Origin of the sequence: Falsochrobactrum shanghaiense, from assembly GCF_003149535.1 — a bacterium.
Lineage (GTDB): Bacteria > Pseudomonadota > Alphaproteobacteria > Rhizobiales > Rhizobiaceae > Brucella > Brucella shanghaiense.
This window is the reverse complement of the sequence record NZ_QGDB01000010.1, coordinates 44,880-50,964: the sequence shown is the minus strand read 5'-3', so window position 1 is coordinate 50,964 and position 6,085 is coordinate 44,880. Positions and strand designations below refer to the sequence as shown.

Below are 6,085 nucleotides of genomic sequence, written 5' to 3'. Positions count from 1 at the left end.
CCTGTTCTCGGCATCTAAGCCGAAGTCAGGCAGAAATTCCACTTATCTCCGCTGTCCAGATTTCCCGAACCACCTCTATATGATGCCGGTTTTTATGATCGGAATCTGTCTGCTGAAGGGCAATTGTACTCGCTGAAACCGAAATGGCTCAGTTGATTGAGCCATTTAGGCCCCAACGTGTTTATCGGAGCGCGTTATTTTGAGTTCGGACGAGGAGGAGCGAACCCTGCAGCCTAAGAAGCATATTCGAAAATCGATTGTGCGGGAGCACTACCTGGTTGGCACGGTTTGAATGGCCGTCATTCGACTACAACCAGAGGAGCTAAGATTATGGGCGGTATACAGATGACTATCAATCCCGGTAGCGTTACGATGACGATGAAGACGAGCGCTACGGTAATCCGTCAGGACAGGCACTAGCCAATGCCTTTGCCACTAGGGTCATCGCAAGACTTGGAGCTTGGAGGGCTATTACCGCAAGCCTGACTCTGCATCGCTCTCAAGTGGCCTCAGGCACTACCACGAGATCAAATACGGTGCACGAATATCTGTTGGAGTTGTGTGAATCAGATAGCCGGCAAATCCGGGGCGGTTCAGGCGCCTGCGTTTTTGCTTTGTTTAATATGATAAACAAAGACTTAAAGTGGTTTTAAATTGGAACCGCTTTAAACGCTGAGAATTCAGTAACATGATAAAAAGGCATGCTTAACAGAGCTTGGATAAGGAAGTGCGGTTGGTTGCCAATTCGTCATGCCGAGCCATAAACCTTGAATGAGCAAGCCTTGCCGCAAGTTCAGCAATGGAATTTAAATCCCGCAATCCGCTTTCATATAGCCGGATTATGCATCCGGCGAGCTCTTCGGCAGAGTAAGAACGATCACTTTCTTCTAAAATTATCGCGGACTGAGAAAAGCAGCTACGCAAGAAGTTTACTTCATTCGGAGAGTAAATGCGGCTAGCTTCGTTGAACAACGGCATAAGAGCCTCCTTGGAATACGAAATGTTAATGATACGCTCTTTGGCCGATATAGATAGGTCTAAAACACGAACCATTCTTTCTGTACGATAGCGTACCAAGGCAGGCGCGAAATATTCTGGAACCAATCTCTTGTTCGCTTGTTCATGCCGCAGGCGACCAAGGAGATGTAAAGAATGTCTTTTCCATCACAGGGCGCGAGAGCCAACAAACTCCTGGCTTTGCTTCCATCATCCGATTACTGTGCTATCGCCCGTGAAATCACTTATGTCGAGCTTCCGCGCGGAGTAATGCTCGCGAAGACGGGCCGACCGATTGAATATGTCTATTTTCTTACGAATGGCATTGGCTCGGTCATTGTGGCGACTGCGGAAGGTAATCGGGCCGAGGCCGGGATTTTCGGTTTCGATGGATATATCCCCACTTCAGCGATAGCGGGCATGGAAACCAGTCCTTATGACGTCCTTATTCAAGTGGCGGCAAAGGGATATGAAATGCCTTACGAGAATTTCCGCCGTTGGATGGACAGCAATCGTAACTTTTCAAGAATAATGATCCGCTCCATTGAAGCATTCTCGATTCAGCTTGCCTATACGGCTGTCTCAAATGCAATTCATGAAGTTACGCAACGGTTGGCCCGGTGGTTGCTGATGTGTGATGACAGGATAATGGGCAACGAAATTGAGCTTACGCATGAATTCCTATCTATAATGCTTGCTGTCCGGCGTCCCACGGTCACGACTTCGCTTCATGTTCTGGAGGGACAGGGCCTCATCAGGTCGGAACGAGGGAACATTATTATTCGCAATCGTTCGGGGCTGGAACAATATGCCCATGATGCTTACGGTCGACCGGAAACAGAATATTTCCGTTTGATGCAAGGTTTTTCCTAAATCGGTAGCTAAAACTGACTGCCGAAAAGCTGGCTATATTCATTTTCAGGCTTTCCATAAGCTTCGTCGGCGCCCCCCCTCAAGGCCTTTTGGGAGGCGGCCGGGCATGATCTCTGCCGCCACGGCCGCAACCGCGGTTGTGATGATCACATTGGTCAAGGAGCACGGCCTTCAGTATCTGTTCGCCGCCACCATCCTGATGGGAATCATCCAGATCGTCGCGGGGTGGCTCAGGCTCGACCGCGTGATGCGCTTTGTCTCCCGCTCGGTCATCACGGGATTCGTCAACGCACTTGCGATCCTGATTTTTATGGCCCAGTTGCCCGAACTTATCGGGGTCCCGACGCTACCAGCTTCAGTTAGACAGTTGTCAAAGAGTTTTCCGGCGGGACCGATCAACGGGCGCCCTCCGCTATCCTCCTTATCGCCAGGTTGTTCGGCAGTGAAGAAAATTCGCGCATCGACCGGACCCTGGCCGAAAACTATCAGTATTGCGTGGTTATAAACTTCGCAACGTCGACAACCCTGCGTTTGCACGCAGAGTTGCTCAAGTTTATCTTACCGAGGCAGAGTTTCTGGGACTGTCACCGCCATTCTGAGATCGCTGACATAAGCCGCTACAGGAAAAAGGTAGTTCTTCTAATCTCTGACGGCCCATGCGAATCCGACTTTGGGTGTGACCAAATCTAACGCCTGCGCAGGCGTTCGCGTTCAATTTCGGCTGCTGTGTAGGGCGTGCCGGTTGCATTGAAATTTTCCCAGCCCTCTTCAACATAAGCATCCCGGCGCTGAGCAATATTAACACGTCCCCAATCTTCCAAAATGGCTTCGACTTTCTCGCGCTCCGTTTCATCGCAACGAACCGTGACGAGAGTGCTGCCACGGCGTATGGCTTCGCTATAGGCATGCGCCTCTGCTTCGGGCACTCCGCTTTCGACGAGAGCGCCTACAAGCCCGCCTGTCACACCGCCTGCAGCAGCGCCGCCGATCAGCCCTACGAGCGTTGCGGTCAGCCACCCGCCGGCTACAACAGGACCGACACCGGGTATGGATAACAAACCAAGTCCGGTCAGCAATCCCGCTCCGCCGCCAGCGACGGCACCGACACCCGCTCCTGTTTTGGCGCCCGTAGCGGCGCTACCTTCCTCGTGCAAGGCATCTTCGGCATATCGGCCGTCTGCGTTGTTAGAAATCAGACTGATATTCTCAGCCGACACACCTGCTTCTTCCAGGGCGCGAACAGCGTCCACTGCTTCGTCGTGATTGTCGAATAAGCCCGTGATATAGATCATTTTCATCTCCTTGCCTGCTTTCCGGCCTTTGCCGTCATTTCGTTGTGACGTTTCCCTGAAAATCGAGAAGAACTTTCACAGGTTGACCATTCTGTGCAGCATCAGCGTTCCAGATGCCCTCGTCGTCCAGTTGAAGATTTGTGACGTCAGTAAAACCCGCATCCGTTATCCGCTCTCGGGCCTGATCTTCAGTAAAGCTGTTTTCACCGGGCACCGGTGCCTGCGGATTGTTTTCTCCAGACGTGCTGATTGCGGGGGTCTGTGCGTCGTCGGACGGCGTGGTTTGGGCAAACGCCGCTGACGTAAATAGGACGAAAACTGCGCTTGCGAGATATCGGATGGTCCGTTTCATCATAAGCTCCGTTGTTTGAAGTGCTGGAGCGGTTCCTGGTAAAAGATCGCCGGAACTGCTCTAAGCCTTTGCTTGGGACAGGCTGGCGATTAAGCCGCTTCGGCATGAAGATTGGCAGAAGTCTCCGCGATTTTCGTGAGGTCCTTATCGGTCTGCCCTTCTTCCTGTAAGGTCTGGTTTAATAGCTTCGCTATATCCTTGTATCCGAGGGTTTCCGCCCATCGTTTCAACGTGCCGTAACGGGTGATTTCGTAATGTTCGACCGCCTGGGCAGACGATATCAGCCCGGCATCAAGGGCCGGACTATTCGAAAACTCATCGATGATTTCTTCTCCCTCCGCGATGATACCTTCAATGGCATCACAGGTTTTGCCTTGTGCACGTTTACCGAGAATCTCGAAGCATTGCTGCAGTCGTTCAATATGGTCTTCAGTCTGCTCCCGGTGTTTGTCGAAGGCATTTTTCAGTTTCTCTTCGGTAGCAGCACGGGACATTTTTGGAAGCGTCTTCAGAATCTTGCGTTCTGCGTAGTAAATATCCTTGAGCGTGTCATAGAACAGATCGTTGAGATTGCGTTGCTTGGTGCTGGCCATTGCAGGCTCCTCCTCATGTTTGCGGATGTCTTTGTCGGATGGATGAAAATCCCGCCGACTACGGATCTAACCCGCCAAGAAAAGTTTTGTTTCATGCGCAGACCGGAATAATCCAAGTGAATAATTGCTAACATTGACGGCTGCGTTGCGGGTGATGGTGGAGCCGAAACCCGTTCGCTGCACCGGTGAACAATTGCTTCGTGTTCCTAGCTCAGGACTTGGATTTGTGTTCGGGTTTGCCTTTCTGTTTGGTGGAAGCCAGTTTCTCAAGCTCTTTTTCGCTCATAGACTTGGCCATTTCTCTGGATGCTCCGCGCAGTTCGCTTTTTGGCTTACCTCCGCGTTTTGCAGCCAAAGCCGCGCCGGCAGCCTGTTGTTGTGCTTTGGATTTTGCAGGCATTTCCATCTCCTTCAAATATCAGCCTGAACCGGGATAGGGGGCCCTTTTCAACAAGCGGGCGAGATGCGCGCAGTTAGCGGCCAGCATTTTAGTGGCGGAAGCCACAGCCTCAGGTGCTTCATCCAGATCGACAAAATTGGTGGATTGCATGGCATGGCTTCCCCCACCCAATAGGTCACGCCGTTGGCGGGAATGGTAAAGCCCACATCATTCAATGCCTGATAGAGTTGGGATGACACGAAATGCGCGCCATCCTCATTACCCACCACTGCTGCAACCGCGATCCGCCCATAAGAGGGCATTCGGTTATTATCGTCAGTCTCGGAGAGAAATGCATCCATACGTTCAAGCACCCGCTTGCAGATACTTGATGGCTGTCCGAGCCAGATTGGACTGCCAAAAATGAGAATATCCGCATGGACAATTTTTGCCCTGAGCTCGGGCCAATCATCGTTTGCGCTTTCGCGCGATGTAACACCCGGTTCGATATTTAACTCACTCAGTCTTACATGCTCGGTGGTGACACCATAAGGTTCCAAATGCGTCTCGAGATAACGCAATATCCTCTCGGTTGAGGAGGGGTACTTATCGTCACCTCGTTTTAAAGTAGCATTCAAGGCAATGGCTCTAAGAGGAGGATCAGAAGGCACGGTCATTGTTTACCTGCCCTTTTTCCATCGCGCTTCGGTGTACTGAGCGCATCGGACAGGTTCTTGCGGTCGGGGTCGGAAAGACTATGGCCAGCGGCATCGCGCTTTGTCGTTGGATCGTCGTCGGCAGGCTCGTATCCCCGCGGTCGGTTTTCTGGTGGACCTTCCCATTTTGGTTTCTGGTCAGTGGTCCCGGGTTTCGGGTTCTGTTTCATGGAAACCTCCGTAGTTTTGAGACTGATGAATTAACTTTTCAAAACGGAGATTGTTTCATTCGACCGACAGATGACAGATCGTTGAAACCTGAAATGGCGAACAAGACGCGCAACTGGGGAACAATTTACCTGCCTCGCTGTTAGAAACAGGAGGCATAGTATGATGAAAACAAATAGATCGGATAAAAGAGCAGACGCTGATGGATGGACCGAAACCGGCGAGCAAGTTCCCGGATTTGGTCCTTTGGCGGCTGTTATGGAAAAGGATACCGAAGCGGCTGGACGTGGTCGTGCAGGGTTCAGAGAGAGCAATATGTCAGATTTGCTTGCCCGGACAACTGGAGAGGAAACGTTAGCTGCAAAAAGCACAGCCCAGATCTGGGAAGGTCCAGCCTATCTCATCTGGTGGTTGATTATTATTGCAGTGATGTTCATCGGATATTTTGTGATTTCATAGGGATAGAGCAATCGTCGCCAAAAAAAATCCAGAGACCAGAAAGGACGATCAATTATGAATGAGAATTCACCTACTCCGCTGACGGACGATGAGGATGTTAAATTCCTGGCCGAAAACTCCGATATTTCGCCTCTTCAGGCGCGCAAGTTGATTGAGACTTACGGTAGGAATCGGCAAAAGCTGCTTGAGGAAGCGAAAAAGTTCAAAGCGGAAAGCTGAAATAAAGGGCGTGACCAGTCACTTTGCACCAGAATTGC

8 protein-coding genes and 3 pseudogenes are annotated in these 6,085 nt (G+C 51.1%); 4 read left to right on the top strand and 7 right to left on the bottom strand.

The genetic code is table 11. The annotated features are described in order from the left end of the window. Positions 1-1,152 precede the first annotated feature (1,152 nt). Both DKP76_RS17520 and DKP76_RS17515 read left to right on the top strand, forming a co-directional pair. On the top strand, positions 1,153-1,869 hold the full coding sequence (locus tag DKP76_RS17520; protein WP_109707959.1) for a Crp/Fnr family transcriptional regulator: 717 nt from the start codon (positions 1,153-1,155) through the stop codon (positions 1,867-1,869). Between the two features lie 91 nt (positions 1,870-1,960). Beyond that, positions 1,961-2,212 (top strand): annotated as a pseudogene (locus tag DKP76_RS17515) (SulP family inorganic anion transporter); the annotation flags it as partial. A gap of 65 nt (positions 2,213-2,277) precedes the next feature. On the opposite strand, the pseudogene DKP76_RS19785 reads toward DKP76_RS17515, so the two are convergent. The 7 genes and pseudogenes from DKP76_RS19785 to DKP76_RS17480 form a co-directional block, all read right to left on the bottom strand. Then, positions 2,278-2,406, bottom strand: a pseudogene (locus DKP76_RS19785) (UdgX family uracil-DNA binding protein); the annotation flags it as partial. 149 nt (positions 2,407-2,555) lie between these two features. Continuing rightward, entirely contained in the window at positions 2,556-3,161 is a 606-nt protein-coding gene (locus tag DKP76_RS17505) for a hypothetical protein (RefSeq protein ID WP_109707958.1), read from the bottom strand. Between the two features lie 34 nt (positions 3,162-3,195). Then, a complete protein-coding gene (locus DKP76_RS17500; protein ID WP_109707964.1) occupies positions 3,196-3,513 on the bottom strand; it encodes a hypothetical protein in 318 nt (105 codons plus the stop codon). A gap of 89 nt (positions 3,514-3,602) precedes the next feature. After that, positions 3,603-4,106 carry a YciE/YciF ferroxidase family protein gene (locus DKP76_RS17495; RefSeq protein WP_109707957.1) on the bottom strand — a complete coding sequence of 168 codons (504 nt, stop codon included), beginning with the start codon at positions 4,104-4,106 and terminating at the stop codon, positions 3,603-3,605. A gap of 211 nt (positions 4,107-4,317) precedes the next feature. Next, positions 4,318-4,506, bottom strand: a complete 189-nt coding sequence (locus tag DKP76_RS17490; protein ID WP_109707956.1) for a DUF3008 family protein — start codon at positions 4,504-4,506, stop codon at positions 4,318-4,320. Positions 4,507-4,524: 18 nt separating this feature from the next. Then, positions 4,525-5,162, bottom strand: a pseudogene (locus DKP76_RS17485) (flavodoxin family protein). Beyond that, positions 5,159-5,371, bottom strand: coding sequence for a hypothetical protein (locus DKP76_RS17480; RefSeq protein ID WP_109707955.1), 213 nt, complete (start codon positions 5,369-5,371; stop codon positions 5,159-5,161). The pseudogene DKP76_RS17485 and the gene DKP76_RS17480 overlap by 4 nt, the downstream one beginning before the upstream one ends. Before the next feature lie 160 nt (positions 5,372-5,531). Here DKP76_RS17480 and DKP76_RS17475 point away from each other — a divergent pair, with 160 nt between their 5' ends. Both DKP76_RS17475 and DKP76_RS19510 read left to right on the top strand, forming a co-directional pair. Next, positions 5,532-5,828: a hypothetical protein gene (locus DKP76_RS17475; protein ID WP_109707954.1), complete on the top strand. Its 297-nt coding sequence runs from the start codon at positions 5,532-5,534 to the stop codon at positions 5,826-5,828. A gap of 54 nt (positions 5,829-5,882) precedes the next feature. Next, entirely contained in the window at positions 5,883-6,047 is a 165-nt protein-coding gene (locus DKP76_RS19510; protein WP_199224850.1) for a hypothetical protein, read from the top strand. Positions 6,048-6,085: the final 38 nt, after the last annotated feature.